Annotated in this window: 19 protein-coding genes; 9 read left to right on the top strand and 10 right to left on the bottom strand. The window is 70.6% G+C overall.

Annotation, left to right across the window (positions count from 1 at the left end; genetic code table 11):
- Positions 1-25 precede the first annotated feature (25 nt).
- The 3 genes from ABZ854_RS31820 to afsQ1 are packed head-to-tail and all read right to left on the bottom strand — an operon-like array spanning position 26 to position 2,897.
- The gene (locus ABZ854_RS31820) at positions 26-640 is read right to left on the bottom strand and encodes a hypothetical protein (protein WP_361217842.1); all 615 of its coding nucleotides are present in this window, start codon (positions 638-640) and stop codon (positions 26-28) included.
- Positions 637-2,223 (bottom strand): HAMP domain-containing sensor histidine kinase, encoded by a 1,587-nt coding sequence (locus tag ABZ854_RS31815; protein ID WP_361217839.1) that lies wholly within the window; start codon positions 2,221-2,223, stop codon positions 637-639. The genes ABZ854_RS31820 and ABZ854_RS31815 overlap by 4 nt, the downstream gene beginning before the upstream one ends.
- The gene (gene afsQ1, locus ABZ854_RS31810) at positions 2,220-2,897 is read right to left on the bottom strand and encodes a two-component system response regulator AfsQ1 (RefSeq protein WP_361217837.1); all 678 of its coding nucleotides are present in this window, start codon (positions 2,895-2,897) and stop codon (positions 2,220-2,222) included. The genes ABZ854_RS31815 and afsQ1 overlap by 4 nt, the downstream gene beginning before the upstream one ends.
- A gap of 255 nt (positions 2,898-3,152) precedes the next feature.
- On the opposite strand from afsQ1, the gene ABZ854_RS31805 reads away from it, so the two are divergent.
- Positions 3,153-3,911, top strand: coding sequence for a SigE family RNA polymerase sigma factor (locus ABZ854_RS31805; protein ID WP_361217834.1), 759 nt, complete (start codon positions 3,153-3,155; stop codon positions 3,909-3,911).
- Positions 3,912-4,073: 162 nt separating this feature from the next.
- On the opposite strand, the gene ABZ854_RS31800 is transcribed toward ABZ854_RS31805, so the two are convergent.
- A complete protein-coding gene (locus ABZ854_RS31800; protein ID WP_361217892.1) occupies positions 4,074-4,676 on the bottom strand; it encodes a uridine kinase in 603 nt (200 codons plus the stop codon).
- 160 nt (positions 4,677-4,836) lie between these two features.
- Here ABZ854_RS31800 and ABZ854_RS31795 point away from each other — a divergent pair, with 160 nt between their 5' ends.
- Entirely contained in the window at positions 4,837-5,244 is a 408-nt protein-coding gene (locus ABZ854_RS31795; RefSeq protein WP_361217831.1) for a hypothetical protein, read from the top strand.
- Positions 5,245-5,331: 87 nt separating this feature from the next.
- Here ABZ854_RS31795 and ABZ854_RS31790 read toward each other — a convergent pair whose 3' ends face one another.
- Complete coding sequence (locus ABZ854_RS31790) at positions 5,332-6,012, bottom strand: helix-turn-helix domain-containing protein (protein ID WP_361217828.1); 681 nt, start codon at positions 6,010-6,012, stop codon at positions 5,332-5,334.
- Between the two features lie 110 nt (positions 6,013-6,122).
- Between ABZ854_RS31790 and ABZ854_RS31785 the strand changes: the two genes are divergently transcribed.
- From ABZ854_RS31785 to ABZ854_RS31765, 5 genes are all read left to right on the top strand, one after another.
- Positions 6,123-6,608 (top strand): hypothetical protein, encoded by a 486-nt coding sequence (locus ABZ854_RS31785; RefSeq protein WP_361217826.1) that lies wholly within the window; start codon positions 6,123-6,125, stop codon positions 6,606-6,608.
- Complete coding sequence (gene folE / locus ABZ854_RS31780; protein WP_361217823.1) at positions 6,605-7,201, top strand: GTP cyclohydrolase I; 597 nt, start codon at positions 6,605-6,607, stop codon at positions 7,199-7,201. Before ABZ854_RS31785 ends, folE begins: the two co-directional genes overlap by 4 nt.
- A gap of 32 nt (positions 7,202-7,233) precedes the next feature.
- On the top strand, positions 7,234-8,457 hold the full coding sequence (locus tag ABZ854_RS31775) for an FAD-dependent oxidoreductase (protein WP_361217820.1): 1,224 nt from the start codon (positions 7,234-7,236) through the stop codon (positions 8,455-8,457).
- Positions 8,458-8,550: 93 nt separating this feature from the next.
- Positions 8,551-9,831 carry a polymorphic toxin-type HINT domain-containing protein gene (locus ABZ854_RS31770; protein WP_361217817.1) on the top strand — a complete coding sequence of 427 codons (1,281 nt, stop codon included), beginning with the start codon at positions 8,551-8,553 and terminating at the stop codon, positions 9,829-9,831.
- A gap of 14 nt (positions 9,832-9,845) precedes the next feature.
- Positions 9,846-10,475 carry a hypothetical protein gene (locus ABZ854_RS31765; protein ID WP_361217814.1) on the top strand — a complete coding sequence of 210 codons (630 nt, stop codon included), beginning with the start codon at positions 9,846-9,848 and terminating at the stop codon, positions 10,473-10,475.
- 90 nt (positions 10,476-10,565) lie between these two features.
- Here ABZ854_RS31765 and ABZ854_RS31760 read toward each other — a convergent pair whose 3' ends face one another.
- Both ABZ854_RS31760 and ABZ854_RS31755 read right to left on the bottom strand, forming a co-directional pair.
- Complete coding sequence (locus ABZ854_RS31760) at positions 10,566-10,775, bottom strand: DUF397 domain-containing protein (RefSeq protein ID WP_361217812.1); 210 nt, start codon at positions 10,773-10,775, stop codon at positions 10,566-10,568.
- Complete coding sequence (locus ABZ854_RS31755; RefSeq protein WP_361217809.1) at positions 10,754-11,602, bottom strand: helix-turn-helix transcriptional regulator; 849 nt, start codon at positions 11,600-11,602, stop codon at positions 10,754-10,756. The genes ABZ854_RS31760 and ABZ854_RS31755 overlap by 22 nt, the downstream gene beginning before the upstream one ends.
- 117 nt (positions 11,603-11,719) lie before the next feature.
- Between ABZ854_RS31755 and ABZ854_RS31750 the strand changes: the two genes are divergently transcribed.
- Positions 11,720-12,052 (top strand): hypothetical protein, encoded by a 333-nt coding sequence (locus ABZ854_RS31750; protein WP_361217806.1) that lies wholly within the window; start codon positions 11,720-11,722, stop codon positions 12,050-12,052.
- A gap of 88 nt (positions 12,053-12,140) precedes the next feature.
- Here the strand turns inward: ABZ854_RS31750 and ABZ854_RS31745 are convergent, their stop codons facing one another.
- Genes ABZ854_RS31745 through deoC form a run of 3 tightly spaced genes read right to left on the bottom strand, consistent with a single transcriptional unit; the run spans position 12,141 to position 15,461 of the window.
- Positions 12,141-13,055, bottom strand: coding sequence for an aldehyde dehydrogenase family protein (locus tag ABZ854_RS31745; protein ID WP_361217803.1), 915 nt, complete (start codon positions 13,053-13,055; stop codon positions 12,141-12,143).
- Positions 13,045-14,502, bottom strand: a complete 1,458-nt coding sequence (locus ABZ854_RS31740; RefSeq protein WP_361217800.1) for an aldehyde dehydrogenase family protein — start codon at positions 14,500-14,502, stop codon at positions 13,045-13,047. Before ABZ854_RS31740 ends, ABZ854_RS31745 begins: the two co-directional genes overlap by 11 nt.
- A gap of 5 nt (positions 14,503-14,507) precedes the next feature.
- A complete protein-coding gene (gene deoC / locus ABZ854_RS31735) occupies positions 14,508-15,461 on the bottom strand; it encodes a deoxyribose-phosphate aldolase (protein ID WP_361217889.1) in 954 nt (317 codons plus the stop codon).
- Positions 15,462-15,619: 158 nt separating this feature from the next.
- On the opposite strand from deoC, the gene ABZ854_RS31730 reads away from it, so the two are divergent.
- Positions 15,620-16,333: a PH domain-containing protein gene (locus ABZ854_RS31730; protein WP_361217797.1), complete on the top strand. Its 714-nt coding sequence runs from the start codon at positions 15,620-15,622 to the stop codon at positions 16,331-16,333.
- The last annotated feature ends 176 nt before the right edge of the window (positions 16,334-16,509 follow it).

The following is a 16,509-nucleotide window of genomic DNA, read 5'->3' as shown; positions in this document are numbered from 1 at the left end:
CCCCAGCCCCGCGCACGCGGATCCCTCAGCCGCTCTTGACCTCGCCGGACGGCGGTTTCGTTTCGCCCGGGTGGGAGCGGACGTCGTCGGTGCAGTCGTAGCGGCGTAGGGGGGAGGGTGCGGGGCCGCCCAGGATGACCGAGCCGTCGCCCTCGGTCGCGGAGGAGTCGGAGAGGGTGCAGACCAACTGGGCCAGGGCGTACGACGTGAGCCCGGCCGGGGGTGTGCTCAGGCGCAGGGTGTCCTCGGGGTCCTTCGGGCCGGGCCCGGTCACGCCGATGCCGCCGGGCACGTACGTCAGGTAGCCCGCCGCCTTCTCCGCGGCCGACGGGGACGCGGCCAGCTGGTCCAGCAGACCCTGCGCCACGATGACCCGGCGCCGCGCGTCCGGCGTGCCCTCCGGGACCCGGACCGTGCGGTCGACCGTCACCAGGGAGGAGCCGCACAGCAGGAAAATCTGGACGGGCACCCCGTGCGCGGTCTGCGTGGACGTGTCGGGGCTCGCCAGCGAGCACGGCGTCCGCGAGGGCGCGCCACCGAAGTCGGTCGGCACCTCGGTGGCCCGGATCCCGCACCCGGTGAGCAGCGCGGCGAGGAGCGCGGCGAGGAGGGGCAGTGTCGGCAGGCGTCGTACGCTCATGCCCCTTCCCCCTCCGTGCCCCGGGCACCCCCGGTGTCCCCGGCGTCCGCGGCGCCCTCCTCCGTCAGCCGGGCCGCGTCCCTCGGCAGCCGCAGCGTGAACACCGCGCCGCCCTCGGGGGAGTTGGCCGCGGTGATCTCGCCGCCGTGGATGTGGGCGTTCTCCATCGCGATGGACAGGCCGAGGCCGCTGCCCTCGGAGCGCGGCCGGGAGGCGCTGGCCTTGTAGAAGCGGTCGAAGACGTGCGGCAGCACGTCCTCGGGGATGCCGGGCCCGTGGTCGCGTACGGCGATCACCAGGTCGTCCCCGTCGATGCGCACGGACACCCGGACCGGGGACCCGCCGTGCTTGAGCGCGTTGCCGATCAGGTTGGCGAGTATGACGTCGAGGCGGCGCGGGTCCAGCTGGGCGTGGATACCGCGCTCGGCGTCCAGTTCGACCGCGTCCAGCCAGGCGCGGGCATCGATGCAGGCGGTGATCTGGTCGGCGAGGTCGACGTCGTCCAGGACCAGCCGGGCCGTGCCCGCGTCGAAACGGGTGACCTCCATCAGGTTCTCGACGAGGTCGTTCAGCCGCCGGGTCTCGCTCACCACGAGCCGGACCGCGGGCTCGATCATCGGGTCGATGCCGCCGCTCTCGAACTCCAGCTCCTCCTCCAGCACCTCCGTCACGGCGGTGATGGCGGTCAGCGGCGTCCGCAGCTCGTGGCTCATGTCGGCGACGAACCTGCGGGACGCGTCGTCCCGTGCCGCCATGTCGGCGACCCGTTTCTCCAGCGCCTCGGCCGCGTTGTTGAACGTCCGCGACAAGTCGGCGAGTTCGTCGGTCCCGGAGACCCTGAGCCGGGTGTCCAGCTTGCCCTCGCCGAGCCGCCGCGCCGCGACACCCAGCCGGTGCACGGGCTTCAGTACGGTCGTGGCGGCGGCCTGCGCCAGCAGCGCGGAGCCGATCAGTGCCAGGCCCGTCGCGATCCCCAGCGACCAGGCCAGCGAGTTGAGGTCCTTCGCCTCCGGCTCCAGCGACTTCGCCATGTAGCCGGTCGGACCGCCCCCGATGACCTTCGTGCCGGCCACCAGGTAGGGCGTGCCGTGGTCGACGATCCGCTGCCAGTACAGGTGGTACGCCGACTTGTTGCCGTCGGACACCTCCTGCCGCTTGTTCACCGCCGTACGCAGCGACCTGGGCACGTCCTCCAGCGAGAACCCGTTCAGGGCGCCCGAGTTGCCGTAGACCGTCTTGCCGTTCGCGTCCTGCCCGACCAGCAGCACGCTGAAGCGCTGGCTGCTGCCCGCCATCTGGCCCGCCGCGCGCTGCAGTTCGTCCTGCGTGGGATGGGCCGGCAGCGCGCCCGCCCGGTTCTGCATCTCCTGCTGGAAGTCGCGCAGCACCGCGTCCTGGGCGCGGGTGAGGACCGCCTCCCGGTTCAGCCAGTAGGCGATGCCCGACGCCGACACCGCGGCGGTGAGCGCGACCAGCCCGAACACCACCACGAGACGCAGCCGGAGGCTGGTGAACCTGAGCCGCGACAGACTTCCCCTGCGCCCCGCGGCCCAGCCGCGCAGCCCCCCTTGCGTGTCGGTCACTGAGGCGCGTCCAGGCGGTAGCCGACACCACGGACCGTACGGATCAGGGTCGGGGACGACGGCACGTCCTCCACCTTGGCGCGCAGCCGCTGCACGCACGCGTCCACCAGGCGCGAGTCGCCCAGGTAGTCGTGCTCCCACACCAGCCGCAGCAGCTGCTGCCGGGACAGCGCCTGACCGGGCCGCCGGCTCAGCTCCAGCAGCAGCCGCAACTCGGTCGGCGTCAGCTGGAGGTCCTCGCCGTTCTTCGTGACGGTCATCGCCGACCGGTCGATGACCAGGCTGCCGAAGGTCGCCGAGTCCGTGGACTCGCGCTCCCCGCGCCGCAGCACGGCCCGGATCCGGGCGTCCAGCACGCGGCCCTGCACGGGCTTGACCACGTAGTCGTCGGCGCCGGACTCCAGCCCCACGACCACGTCGATGTCGTCGCTGCGCGCGGTCAGCAGAATGATCGGCAACTGGTCCGTGCGCCGGATGCGCCGGCACACCTCGAACCCGTCGATGCCGGGCAGCATCACGTCCAGCACGATCAGGTCCGGCCGCTGCTCACGCAGCAGCTTCAGACCGTCCTCGCCGCTGGCAGCGGTGGCCACGCGGTGTCCCTGGCGGGTCAGGGAGAGCTCCAGGGCCGTACGGATGGCGTCGTCGTCCTCGATCAGCAACAGGGAAGGCACGAGGCTCATTCTGGCCCATGAAGGGGGTGCCGTACGACCTGTGGGCCCGATACCGCGCGGACGGCGACCACCTGTGTGCCCCGTGTGATGACCATGTGACGAACCCCTGTGACAGGTCTGTGACAGTCGGCGGACACGGCGATGAAGTGCCCCGGGCAAGCTTTTCGGCACAAGGCAACACCGCAATACCGCAACACGGCGACACCGCACCACAGGCAAGACGAACTACCGGAAGTCCACGACGGGGGGCGCGAGATGAACACGCTGCACAGCACCAGCACCAGCGCAGTGATCACGCGTCTGCACGACGTGAACGGGGGACTGAACGGGGGCCGGGGTTCGGAGAAGTCCGGCGCAGTGAGCGGACGGGGGTGCGCTCGCGGCGCCGGGCGTCAGCACACCGGGTACATGACGGTGGTTGACGCGCACGAGGGGGGAACGCACGGGGGTTCCGCGTACAGGGAGGACTCGGGGGAGTGTCGTCGCTCGCTGTCGGAGGCGGAGTTCACCGCCTACGTCCAGGAGCGCCGCGCCTCCCTGTACGCCACCGCCTACCACCTGACCGGTGACCGCTTCGAGGCCGAGGACCTGCTGCAGAGCGCGCTGTTCTCGACGTACCGGGCGTGGGACCGGATCAGCGACAAGGCCGCCGTCGGCGGATACCTGCGTCGCACCATGACGAACCTGCACATCAGCGCGTGGCGCCGCCGCAAGCTGAACGAGTACCCGACCGAGGAGCTGCCGGAGACGCCCGGCGACACGGACGCGATGCGCGGCACCGAGCTGCGCGCGGTCCTGTGGCAGGCGCTGGCACGGCTGCCCGAGCTCCAGCGCACCATGCTGGTCCTTCGCTACTACGAGGGCCGCACGGACCCGGAGATCGCGGACATCCTCGGCATCAGCGTCGGCACGGTGAAGTCCAGCATCTGGCGGTCGCTCCGCCGGCTGCGCGAGGACGAGGTCCTCAGCTTCGGCCGTGACGAGGAGAGCGCCTTCGGCGAACTGGTCGCCTGAGGTCAGGGGGGAGCACCGGGGGGAACGGGGTCACGGGGGACCACGGGGGAGCCACTGGGGGGTGGATCCCACGAGGATCGGGGCTCACGGGGGAGAAAAGGGAGCGGGACCGGAAGGCCGAAGGCCGATCCGGTCCCGTTTTCCTTGCGGTCGTTCTTTGCGTCACGCCGCCGTCTGGCGCTGCCGCACCTGCCGGCCCGCGGCCGCCGCCAGCCGGCCGAGGGCCTCCTCGCGCCCGCAGGGATGCGCGCCCAGCGACACCTGGCGGGCCACGATCGACCGCTCGGCACGCATCAGCCGCCAGCCGCGGCGCAGCAGGAACGGCACCGACTTGCGGCCCTCCTTCAGATCGCGCAGGAAGCGCCGCCGGAAGGTGGTGACCGGGCCGCGGGACAGGCACAGCGCGTCCGCGAGGACCCCCCGCTCCCGGCAGCGTTCGACGATCTCCGCCGCGAAGATGCCCTCCGCGATGAACAGCGGGGTGCGTCCGATGTGCAGGGCCTCCTCGCCGGTGCGGGCGCTCAGCGAGAGGTCGTACACCGGTACGGGCGTGGAGCCGGTGGCGCACAGCCGGGCGATGGCGTCGACGGCCACGTCCGCGTCCCAGGAAAGCGGGTGGTCCCAGTCGATGTCCGAACTGCTGTCCACCAGGGGCAGGGTCGGGTCGTCGCCCTCCTTGTAGAAGTCGTCGAGGCGCAGCACGGGCAGCCCGGAGCGGGCGGCGACGAGGGACTTGCCCGAGCCCGAGGGGCCGCAGAGCAGCACGACGCGGGCGGGAGACGGCGGAAGAGGGCTCACGGAACACCAGTTTGACGCATGGGGGCGCCGCTGCCGACCCCGCGGGTCGGCTTTGGTGTGCGCGTCACACCTCAACTACCCTACGTGTCGACCGTATTACCCTGCGCACCAGAAGGCGGCACCAGCGATGGCCCGACACACTTCGTCCCAGCATCCGGTCGCACAGCGCGCCCTGATCGCCCTGGCGACCGCCGGCGCGGCCCTGGGGGCGGGCGCGGCCACGGCCCACGCGGACTCGGGCGCCGCCGAGCTCGTGAACGTGCCCTGGCGCCCGACCTCGCTCGGCAACATCAACCCGGAGGCCGGTCTCGCGAGCCTGACCGGCACGGCCGGCTACGTCACCGGCCCGGTGGCCGGCCTCAAGCCCAACCCGCTGGCGGGCACGGGCGTCGACCCCCTCGACAACGGCGTCGGCACCCAGCTCGCCGACTTCAAGCCGGTCGGCTCCCGGATGGTGACGGCACCCGTCGCCGAGGCGGAGTCGGTGGGCGAGATCCCCGTGGTGAGCGGCGTGACGCAGCTGCTGGGCGGCTGAGCACGCGAGCAGCGGCGGGCCGCGTTCCCCTTGACGGGGGGCGCGGCCCTTTCCGTGCGCTGACGCAGTGGTCGTGCGTACCAGCGGCTATGACTCGGGCTCCGGCTCTGGCTGGGCGGGGTCGACCACCACACAGCAGCGGCCGGGACGGGGGGCCAGGACCGCGCGGGCGGGAGGCTGGCCGCCCGCTTCGAGCATGCCGCGCACCAGGTGCAGGTTGAGCCAGCAGACCAGTTCGGTGTGCTCGCGGGCGAGCCGGTGGAAGGGGCAGTTGCGCAGGTCGATGGTGCCGTCGTCGGTGGGTGAGGGTTCGTAGCCGCACGCGGTCAGCGCGGCCGTCAGGTCCGGGCCGCCCGCCGCCCGCCCGGTCGCGCGCGCGGCCTCGGCCACCGCCTCCCGCGCGGTGCCGGACCGGTCGGCGGCCATCGCCCCGGCCAGCACCTCGGCCAGCAGGCCGTAGTCGCGCGGGGGCGCGCTGACGGTCAGCTCGCGCTCCGCGCGCGCGTAGCGCTTGGCGGGCCGGCCCGCGCCCGGTCCGCCCCGGCCGGCGGCGCGGGCGTAACTGATGTCCAGCAGTCCGGCGTCGGCCAGCTTGTCCAGGTGGTAGGCGGCCAGTGTGCGGCTGATGCCCGCCGCTCTCGCGGCGTCCTCCCGGTCCACGGGGTCGTCACAGCTGCCGACGTACTCGTACAGCCGCCGCCGCACCGCGTCCTCCAGGCTGCTCAGCTCGCTGATCGCATCCCTGTCACGGCCCTCGCTCGTACCCACGCGTCAACTGTAACACCAATGAGATTTGACAAATGGGAGCGGGTGTGACCAATCTCTAAAAACAAAAGAAGTTGCCGATACATTCGGCCCGTCGACACAAGGAGGCCGTCATGGCTGCTCCTGCTGTGCCCGTGGACCCCCCGAGCGCGCGCTCCGGGGAAGAGATCCTGCGCCGAGCCCGCCGCGAACCGGCCTACGGCGCCTTCTGGCTGATGCGCATCGGGTACGCGGTGCTGCCGATCTGGATGGGCGCGGACAAGTTCGCCAACGCCCTCACCGACTGGCCGCACTACCTCGCGCCCTGGATCGTCGACCTGCTGCCCTTCTCCGCGCAGACCGCCATGTACGTCGTCGGCGCGATCGAGATCGTCGCGGGCATCGCCGTGGCCATCAAGCCGCGCTACGCGGCGTACGTCGTCGCCCTCTGGCTCACCGGCATCATCGTCAACCTGCTGACCTACTCCGGGTTCTACGACGTGGCGCTCCGCGACTTCGGCCTGCTCCTCGGCGCGCTCACCCTGGCCCGGCTCGCCGTCGTCTACGACACCGCCTGGCACGGACGCCGCGGCGGCACCGGCGCGGGGGTGGGCGAGTGAACGCCACGGCCGTGCTGCAGGTGGTGCAGGAGTCGACCGGCCCCGACCTGGAGGCCGCCGAACAGGCGGCCCGGGAGTTCCTGCGGGCCCTCGGGGTCCTGGACGACACCGAGGGGACGCGGGACACACCGGGCCGGATGGCCCGCGGTTACGCCGAACTGCTGACCGCGCGCCCGTTCCGGATGACCACCTTCCCCAACGAGGAGGGCTACGACGAACTCGTCCTGGCCCGGGACATCCCCGTCCGGTCGGTCTGCCAGCACCACATGCTGCCCTTCGTCGGCGTGGCCCACGTCGGCTATCTGCCCGGCGCCCGGATCCTCGGCCTCTCGAAGCTGGCGCGGGTCGTGGAGCACTTCGCCTGCCGGCCCCAGGTCCAGGAGCGGCTGACCAAACAGACCGCGGACTGGCTCGCCGACCACCTCCAGCCCAAGGGGGTCGGAGTGGTCATCGAGGCCGAACACACCTGCATGACCCTGCGCGGGGTGCAGGCCACCGGATCGAGGACCGTCACCTCCACCCTGCTCGGCACCCTGCGGAACAACCCGGCCTCCCGGCACGAGTTCCTGGCCCTCACCGGCGTGCACCGATAGCAGCGCCCCGCATCCTTCGTACAGGAGACGTCATGAGCACACCGCACCGCGTGGTGATCGTCGGAGCGGGACTGGCCGGCGCGTCGGCGGCCGCCGCACTGCGCGAACAGGGCTTCACCGGCGAAGTGACGCTGTTCGGCCGGGAAGCCCACCACCCCTACGAACTCCCGCCGCTGTCCAAGGGCATCCTGCTCGGCGAGCGCGACGAACCCGACTGGGTCCGCGCAGACGGCTACTACCGCGACCACGCGATCGACCTGCGCCGCGGCTCCGCCATCACCGCACTGCGCCCGGCCGAGCACACCGTCGTGGACGCCGACGGCACGGAACACCCCTACGACCGCCTCCTCCTGGCCACCGGCTCCCGCCCCCGCACCCTGCCGGGCCTCGCCGGCCCCGGGGTCCACCTCCTGCGCACCCTGGACGACGCCCTGGCCCTGCGCACCGAACTGACCCCCGACGCCCGTGTGGTCATCATCGGCGCAGGGTGGATCGGCTGCGAGGCCGCCGCCGCGGCCCGCACCCGCGGGGCGCAGGTGACCCTGGCCGACCCCGGCCGGACGCCCCTGCGCCGGGTCCTGGGCGACGAGATCGGCGACGTGTTCCGCACCCTCCACACGGACCACGGCGTCACCTTCCACCTCGGCGCGGCCGTCACGGGAGCGGACACCGGGGTGGTGCGTCTGACCAACGGAAGGGAACTGCCCGCCGACGTCGTGATCGCCGGAGTCGGCGCCGTACCCCGCACCGAACTGGCCGAAGCGGCCGGCCTGACCCTCGCGGCGGGCGGCGTGGCCGTCGACGCCACGCTGCGCACCTCCGCCCCGGACGTCTACGCCGTCGGGGACATCGCCGCCCACGACCACCCCCGCTACGACGGCCGCGTCCGCGTAGACCACTGGGCCAACGCCAAGAACCAGGGCGCCCACGTCGCCGCCAACCTCCTCGGCGCCGACGCCCCCTACACCGCCGACCCCTACTTCTTCTCCGACCAGTACGACCTCGGCTGCGAGTACCGCGGCCTCGCCGACCCCGACCACGACGAACTCGTCCTCCGGGGCGACCCCACCACCCGCGAGTTCCTCGCCTTCTGGCTCCGCGACGGCCACATCACCGCCGCCCTGAACGTCAACTCCTGGGACCACGGCGACACCCTCCGCGAACTGGTGGCCACCCGGGCCCGGGTCACGCCCCGCCAACTCGCCGAGGACGCTCTGGAGACCCTGGCCACCGCAGAAGCACCGCGCACGACCTGAGCGAACCAATCCCGAAGCTTCGATGAGATCAAGCAGGACGGTGACCCGGAACGCCTGCCCAATGAGTGCCACGGCTTCAACTGCAACACGCTGGTGTTCATCGCGCACTTCGACGCGGTGGTCAGCTACTACCTGTGCCTCAACCCGGACGTTCCAGCCACTGAATCCGGGTGCCCGGCCGAGGACACGGTCTTCATCAAGACGGTGACGGTCAAGGGTCTGAGCAAGAAGGTCAAGGTATCCGCCCTGGACGTGACGTTCGACGTCTGGAAAGGCATCGCCAAGTCGATCGAGGGGGACTTCACCGGCTGCTACCACAAGGTCACCGGTGACGGCGACGGCAGCCTCAGCGACTGCGCCTGGGCTGCCACCTGGCTGCCGCTCGGCGGCCCGCTCGGGAAGATCACCGAGGCGATCCGAAGCGTGGACGCCGCGATGCGGTCAGGGAAGGGGGTGGAAGACGCCCTGAAGGCCCTGAAGGCGCTGGACGTGGACGCGAAGACGCTGGCCGAAATCGAGCGGCAGGCGAAGGTCTACGAGGAGGCGCGGACCGCCTGCTCGGTCAACAGCTTCCCCGGCTCGACCGAGGTGCTTCTGGCGAACGGCGGCCACAAGGCACTCCGTGATGTCCGTGTCGGCGACCTGCTGCTGGCCACCGATCCGGCCACGGGCCGCGCTCAGGGAGAGCCGGTCACGCGCACCTTCCACCACGTCACCGAAGACCTGGTCGATGTCGCTCTCACCGACGGCGGGCACCTGACCAGCACCCCGGGTCACCGGTTCTTCGTCATCGGGCGTGGTTGGATCCTGGTGTCCGATCTGCGGCGCGGTGACGGTCTGCGCAGCCCGGACGGAGCTGTCCGTACGGTGGCCGCGTTGCTCGACCGGGAACAGTTGCGGCCCCGGGCGGTGTACGACCTGACAGTGTCGGGCCTGCACACCTTCTACGCGGTGGCCGGCGCAAGTCCGGTATTGGTCCACAACTGCGATGACCTTGTGGCTGACGCACAGAGGTTTCCCGGTCTGGCGCATTCCCTCGATGAGCACACCGCTGGATATGTCAGCCGGGCACGGGCCGTGGAGCTGGCTACAGGTAAGTCGTCGCTCAAGAACGGTGTTTTCGTCGATCTCCAGACGGCTCAGCAAGTCGTGGACTATGCACTGGCGGGCAAGGCTCAAGAGATCGCCAACTGGTTGCGCGGCAACCAGCAGCAGAAGGTCCTGACGGGATCCTTCGGAGCGAAGAATTCCCTCGGGTACGTGGCGCACGCGGATGGAACCTTCACTGACGCAGGCAATGCTTACCGAATCATCCTCAAGCGGGCGCCAGGACATAGATTCGGCTACTACGTGTACACCGCGTTCCCAGTCTAGGAGGTGAGCGGCAAATGAAACGGTTCGATGACAGCGACTTCGGCCTCACATGGCTGATGGCTATGTTTCATCAGGACTGGTCACACAACGGAGCCACCGGTGAGGAGGCGGCCAGGTATCACCTGGTCCCGGACCTCGAACCTGAAGCGGTCTTGGCCATCCGCCAGGATGCGCAGAGTCTCCTGGACAACCTCGATGCGGCAGAGATCGAAGCAGTGTGGCAGGCAGGAACCTGTCCGGAGGGCAAGTTCTTCAACCCAAGGTGGGGCTTCACGACGGGCCCCGTATGGATGGAGACCCTCATCCAGCTGTGCGATGCATGGCTGGCCGTGAAACCGGACGTCCGACCGCTCACCGGAGAGAGTGCGGCGGACGGCGCGGACATGGCGGACGCTGTTCTGGCCGAGATCGATCGCACTCGGTTCTTGCCGGACGTCACCAGACATGCGCTGGCCGAGTGCGTCCGCCGCTGTAGCCCCGACCTCGCGTTCAGGCTATTGCTTAGGGCGATCTCGGAGGTTGGGCTACTGTCCGGTGCCTCGCTCGATCCGGATCAATACGCGAGGCTGGAGTCCATCGGCTCGGCGCTTCAGTACGGCGAGTTTGTCGTGGACAACGTCAAGTACCTCGTCGAGGACGAATGAGGGGTACGGAGGCGGGCTGAGTGTCTCGCCGGCCGCCTTGTTCCGAACGGGTCCTGGAACGACTTCCAGGACCCGTTCTTGTCGTACGGCTTACAGGGTGCCGTTCGTGACACCGGTGATGAACGGATGCCAGGCCGCGGAGGTCAGCAGGACGACCGGGCCGGTCGGGTTCTTGCTGTCGCGGACGGGGATCGTGCCGGGGAGGTCGTCGGAGATCTCGATGCACTCGGCCCCCTCCTGGCCTCCGCTGTAGGAGGATTTGCGCCAGCGGGCGGTGCTCAGGTCCTGGGTGACTCGCATGGCTCGTATGTCTCCATCGCTGCTTCGATCAACGCCGCCGACTCATGTGGAGAGAGGGCGCAGGCCTTCATCCGATCGTACTCTCGCATACAGCGGCGGACGGTCTCCTGGTCGTCGTAGATCTCCCCGTTCCAGGGCCCTTCGTGGTACACGGTCGTGGAGTTGTCCGGGAGCGTGAGCATGATGAGGGTGCCGTTCATCAAGGCGCAGGCACCCAACTGGAACGGAGCCACCTGGATCGTCGTGTGGCGCCCGTACACCAGGGGCAGGAGCGAGGTGAGTTGTTCACGCATCACCGCCGGCCCACCCACGGCCTGCCGCAGGGTCGCCTCGCCGAGGATCCACCAGAAGTCCGGTGGGCAGTCGCGTCGCAGGATCTCCTGACGGCCCAGACGGGCCGCTACCAGGCCGTCGATCTCCTGCGGGGTCCTTCCTGGATCGGCTCGCAGAAACAACTCCCGCATATACGCCTTCGTTTGCAGCAGTCCCGGGATGAGGCTCGCCCCGAACGCCTGGATCCGCGCCGCCCGTACCTCCAACTCCAGGCAATGATCGAACCGACGCGCCGTGTGCTCCCTCTTCACCGCCCCCCACAGCCCCTGGAACAACTCGCCCGTGCCGAAGGCCACGTCCAGCTTCTCCGAGATCGGGGGGAGGGGGAGCCGTTCGCCCGTCTCCACCCCGTGCAGGTGCGTCTTGCTGTAGTTGACGATGTCCGAGAGGCGGTCCAGGGAGAGGCCGGCGAGTTGGCGTTGGCGGTGGAGTTCGACGCCGTAGAGCTCGCGGGCCGAGCGGGCGGGGTTGAGGTCGCGGGCGGGCTGGGTCATGGGGTCCCCCTGGTCGTTCCGCGTCCCTGAGGGGACGTCATCTCCGGGCCACGGTAGTCGCGTTCAGTGACAGTTTGGATGCGAAACGTGAAAGGGGGCAGGTGGGAGCCGTTCCGGATGTGGGTGCGGAACGGCTTCACCCTGGTCTGCCTGGCGGTGGGCCGTGACGCTGAATGGCGAGAAGCAGACACCGCCGCCGAGGAGGCACCGTTGAGCCGCTCCACCAGCCCCCGTCCCCTTCCCGTCGGGCTGCCCGCCTACGACACCCGGCGTGACCGGCGCGGGATCGTCATGGACCACCTCGACGGGTACGTGTGGCTGCGGCCGCCCGCCGGAGGTGTCGAGTGGACGGCGTTGCCCGGTGACGTCGAGCCGGAGGGCGGGGAGGGGGCGGCGGTTCGGGCGCGGGTCGCCGAGGCCAACGCGCGCAGTCGAGGTGAGGTGCTCTGACGAAGAGAGCCGCGCTTCCCCTGGACGGAGGGGAAGCGCGGCTCTCGTCTGTGTGGCGGCTTGCCGCCCGGAGACTGGAAGGCGAGGGTCAGTAGGCGGAGCCTGACGCGCCCAGGGAACCCGTGGGGTGCCAGACCGTCTTCGTTTCCAGGAAGGCCGTCATGCGGTCGATGCCGGGGGTCGCCGACCAGTCGTCCACAGGCTGTGGACGCAGGACGCGCTTGAGGTTGTCGGCCGAGGCGATCTCCAGCTCCTTGGCCAGCACCTCGTCCGCGCCCGCGAGGTCGATCGCGTTGACGTCCTGGTGGGCGGCCAGCGGGATCGCGATCTCCGCCGTACGGCCGGACAGGACGTTGACCACGCCGCCCGGGACGTCGGACGTGGCCAGGACCTCGCCGAGGGAGAGAGCGGGGAGCGGGGACTTCTCGGAGGCGATGACGATCGCCGTGTTGCCGGTGGCGATCACGGGGGCGAGGACCGAGACCAGGCCCAGGAAGGAGGACTCCTGGGGGGCCAGGACGGCCACGACACCCGTCGGCTCCGGGGAGGAGAGGTTGAAGTACGGGCCCGCGACCGGGTTGCCGCCGCCCACCACCTGGGCGATCTTGTCGGTCCAGCCGGCGTACCAGACCCAGCGGTCGACGGTGGCGTCCACCAGGGCGGCAGCCTTGGACTTGGACAGGCCCTGGGCGTCGGCGACCTCGCGGGTGAACTGCTCGCGGCGGCCCTCCAGCATCTCGGCGACACGGTAGAGGACCTGGCCCCTGTTGTACGCCGTCGCGCCCGACCAGCCGCCGAACGCCTTGCGGGCGGCCACGACCGCGTCCCGGGCGTCCTTGCGGGAGGAGAGCGGCGCGTTGGCCAGCCACTTGCCCTTTGCGTCGGTCACCTCGTACACCCGGCCGCTCTCGGAACGCGGGAACTTCCCGCCGACGTACAGCTTGTAGGTCTTGAGGACGGACAGTCGTCCCGCGGCGGAGCCGCTGATTGATTCAGTGGACATCGAGGTACGCCTCCAGACCGTGGCGGCCGCCCTCGCGGCCGAAGCCCGACTCCTTGTAGCCGCCGAACGGCGAGGTCGGGTCGAACTTGTTGAACGTGTTGGACCAGACGACGCCGGCGCGCAGCTTGTTCGCGACGGCGAGGATCCGCGAGCCCTTCTCGGTCCAGATGCCCGCCGACAGTCCGTACGGGGTGTTGTTGGCCTTGGCGACGGCCTCGTCGGGGGTGCGGAAGGTCAGCACCGACAGCACCGGGCCGAAGATCTCGTCGCGGGCGATGGTGTGCGCCTGGGTGACGTTCGTGAAGAGGGTGGGAGCGAACCAGTAGCCTGAGGAGGGCAGTTCGCAGGCGGGAGACCAGCGTTCGGCGCCCTCCGACTCGCCCCGCTCCACGAGCGAGGTGATCCGGGTCAGCTGCTCCTCGGAGTTGATCGCGCCGATGTCGGTGTTCTTGTCCAGCGGGTCGCCGAGGCGCAGCGTGGACAGGCGGCGCTTCAGGGAGTCCAGCAGCTCGTCCTGGATCGACTCCTGGACCAGGAGTCGGGAGCCCGCGCAGCAGACCTGGCCCTGGTTGAAGAAGATGCCGTTCACGATGCCCTCGACGGCCTGGTCGATCGGGGCGTCGTCGAAGACGATGTTGGCGCCCTTGCCGCCCAGTTCGAGGGTGAGCTTCTTCCGGGTGCCCGCCACCGTGCGGGCGATCTCCTTGCCGACGGCCGTGGAGCCGGTGAAGGCGACCTTGTTCACGTCCGGGTGCGCGACGAGCGCGGCGCCCGCGTCGCCGTAGCCGGGCAGGATGTTGACGACACCCTTGGGCAGGCCCGCCTGGCGGCAGACGTCCGCGAAGAACAGGGCGGACAGCGGGGTCGTCTCGGCGGGCTTGAGGACCACCGTGTTGCCCGTCGCCAGCGCCGGGGCGATCTTCCACGCCAGCATGAGCAGCGGGAAGTTCCACGGGATGACCTGGCCGGCCACGCCGAGGGGGCGCGGGTCCGGGCCGAGGCCGGCGTGGCCGAGCTTGTCCGCCCAGCCGGCGTAGTAGAAGAAGTGGGCGGCGACCAGGGGGAGGTCCGCGTCCCGCGTCTCCTTGATCGGCTTGCCGTTGTCCAGCGTCTCCAGGACCGCCAGCTCACGGCTGCGCTCCTGGATGATCCGGGCGATGCGGAACAGGTACTTGGCGCGCTCGGAGCCGGGCAGCGCGGACCACTTCTCGAAGGCCTTGCGGGCCGCCTTCACGGCCCGGTCGACGTCCTCGGCGTCGGCCTGCGCGACCTCCGACAGCACCTCCTCCGTGCTGGGGGAGACGGTCTTGAAGACCTTGCCGCCGGCCGCCTCCACGAACTCGCCGTCGATGAACAGGCCGTAGGAGGGGGCGATGTCGACGATCGAGCGGGACTCGGGCGCCGGTGCGTACTCGAACGCGGATGAAGGTACGGATGCGGGTGCCATGGTGATCAGTCCACCGTCACGTAGTCGGGGCCGGAGTAGCGGCCGGTGGCCAGCTTCTGACGCTGCATCAGCAGGTCGTTCAGGAGCGAGGAGGCGCCGAAGCGGAACCAGTGGTTGTCCAGCCAGTCCCCGCCGGCGGTCTCGTTGACCAGGACCAGGAACTTGACGGCGTCCTTGGAGGTGCGGATGCCGCCGGCGGGCTTCACGCCCACCTGGACGCCGGTCTGGGCGCGGAAGTCCCGCACGGCCTCCAGCATCAGGAGCGTGTTGGCGGGAGTCGCGTTGACGGCGACCTTGCCGGTGGACGTCTTGATGAAGTCCGCCCCGGCCAGCATGCCGAGCCAGGACGCGCGGCGGATGTTGTCGTACGTCGACAGCTCGCCGGTCTCGAAGATGACCTTCAGGCGGGCGCTCGCCCCGCAGGCCTCCTTCACGGCGACGATCTCGTCGTACACCTTCATGTACCGGCCGGAGAGGAACGCGCCCCGGTCGATGACCATGTCGACCTCGTCGGCGCCCGCGGCGACGGCGTCGCGCACGTCGGCCAGCTTCACGTCGAGGGCGGCACGGCCGGCCGGGAACGCGGTGGCGACCGAGGCGACCTTGACGCCCGAGCCGGCGACGGCCTCCTTGGCGACGGCCACCATGTCGGGATAGACGCAGACCGCGGCCGTCGCCGGTGCCGTACGGTCCGTCGGGTCGGGGCGGACCGCCTTGGCGCCGAGCGCCCGGACCTTGCCCGGGGTGTCCGCGCCTTCCAGCGTCGTCAGGTCGACCATCGAGATGGCGAGGTCGATGGCGTACGCCTTCGCGGTGGTCTTGATGGATCGGGTGCCGAGGGACGCTGCGCGCGCCTCCAGGCCGACCGCGTCGACGCCGGGCAGCCCGTGGAGGAAGCGGCGCAGCGTGCTGTCGGACGCGGTGACGTCAGCAAGTGCGTGGGGTGCGGTGGTGGGCATGGTCACCAGACGAGCATATCTACGCGCGTAGCGGATGTATAGCCCCGGGGACTGGTTCGGGCCGCTTTGCCGCTCATCCTCCGGCCGGAGATCACGGATGAGCGGCGGATACGGGGCTCGGCGGAACGTTGTCGGTGGCGTCGGGCACAATCGGGACCATGACGACCCCGGACCACCCGACCCCCACGCCACAGCCTCCGGTGCCCGCGGCCAAGGACCGGATCTACCGCTCGCCCATGGCCCTGGTGGCGGGCGTGCTGCTGCTCGTGATCGTCGGCTGGCTCGGCTTCGACGCGCTGTTCCGCGGCCACGGCCGGACGCAGTGGCTGGCGCTCGCCGGGATGATCCTGCTCTTCCCGCTGGTCATCGCCTTCACCCTGCGCCCGGCGGTCTTCGCCGGTGACGACCGGCTGCGGATCCGCAACCCGTTCCGGGTGATCAGCGTGCCCTGGGGCGAGATCGCCACCCTGCGATCGAGCTTCTCCAACGAGGTCGTCGCGAAGTCCGGCACCAAGTACCAGCTCTGGGCCATCCCGGTCTCGCTGCGCGCCCGCAAGAAGGTCGAGCGGCGCCAGGCCCGCGCGGCGTCGGACGCGGCCCGTGGCGGCCGGTCCCAGCGGGTCAGACCCGTCGGCATGAACCTCGGCGGCATCGGAGGGCTCGGCGGCTTCGGCGGCGGCGCCGACGCGGACGCCGGCAGCCCGGCCCGCGCCGACATGGACCAGGCCATGGCCGACCTCCGCGAGATCCACGAGCGCCGCGGGGAGGCGGAGGCGGCCCAGGGCGAGATCAGCGTGCGCTGGGCTTACGAGGTGGCGGGGCCCGCGCTGGCCGGAGCGGTGGTGCTGGCGATTCTGCTGGCCAGGGGCTGAGGGCGCGGCTGCGGCTTCGGTTGCGGCGCCGCTTCGGTTGTGTGTCGGCCGCCGGCCCGTTGCGGCTGGTCGCGCAGTTCCCCGCGCCCCTTTGGGGCGCGTGCCGGCCGCCGTGTACGGGCGGTGGGTTCGCCGGGGCCTCTTTGGGGTGCGTGCCGGCCGCCGTGCGTGAGCGG

This window comes from Streptomyces sp. NPDC047028, assembly GCF_040644095.1.
Classification (GTDB): domain Bacteria; phylum Actinomycetota; class Actinomycetes; order Streptomycetales; family Streptomycetaceae; genus Streptomyces.
This window is presented reverse-complemented; position numbering and strand designations above follow the sequence as displayed.